General features: G+C 29.6%; 1 protein-coding gene. It reads left to right on the plus strand.

All coding sequences use genetic code 11. The features are described from left to right. On the plus strand, nt 1–916 hold a 916-nt coding region (locus KH813_RS06825), incomplete at its 5' end, for a substrate-binding domain-containing protein (RefSeq protein ID WP_303994582.1). Between the last annotated feature and the right edge of the window lie 92 nt (nt 917–1,008).

A 1,008-nucleotide genomic window follows, 5' to 3' on the forward strand; every position in this document is an offset into this window, starting at 1 on the left:
TGTTATAGAAACTACTATGTTAAATATTCTTTATGCAGGAAATTTTAAAACAATGATGCCTAAGTTAAAAGCAAAGAATTTTGCAAACCTAACAAATCCTTTCTTTACGCCAATGTTAAAAGTTCTTGAAGAAGAAATTACAAAAGCTGGTTACACTTTTGCTTTACAAAAAGTTGAGGAGCATTTAAGCGAAGTAGATATCGCACACAAGGTTGTAAAAAATTTAAAACCTGAAGGAATAATATTTTTGGGTGGATATTTCGTAAACGACAGGAAAAAATTAAAATCTTTGGATATTCCCTTTACAATGACAACTATAATAAATAAAGATTTACAAATTGATAGGTCAGCTTGTTTGGGTGTTGATGATTTTTTACAAAGTGAAAAAATAGTAAAATACTTAATAAGCCTAGGCCATAAAAAAATCGCTTTTATCGCGCCAAGAACTAATGATGAAAGTATAGGAAAGTTAAGACTTATGGGTTACAAAAAAGCCCTTGATGAAAACGGAATAAATTTTGACGAAAATTTAATTCTTCCTCCAAAAAAAGGCGTCAATCCTTATTCCTTAGAAAATGGATATGAAATCGGGAAAAAAATTGTAAAAGAAAAAATAGATTGTACAGCAATTTTTGCTATATCCGACACAGTTGCTATGGGAGCAATCAAGGCTTTAGATGATTTTGGGAAAAAAGTTCCCCAAGATTATTCGATTGTAGGTTTTGATGGATTAGAAATAAATAAATATTTGCTAAAACCAATAACAACAATAATTCAACCCGCATCAGAAATTGCCTATGAGTCTGCAAAGGAATTATTTAAAATAATAAAGAAAAAACCATATAAAAAGATAACGAAATTTGATGCTGATTTATTTATCGGAAAAACTACAGCACAAATTGTTAGTAAGGAGTAAAAATGAAAAAAGCAGGTATTCTATTACCTCTTCAAAGTCTTAACGGAGATCATGGAATAGGAGATTTTGGAAAAGCATCTTTTGATTTTATA

This window comes from Negativicoccus succinicivorans, from assembly GCF_018373335.1.
Taxonomy (GTDB): Bacteria; Bacillota; Negativicutes; order Veillonellales; family Negativicoccaceae; genus Negativicoccus; species Negativicoccus succinicivorans_A.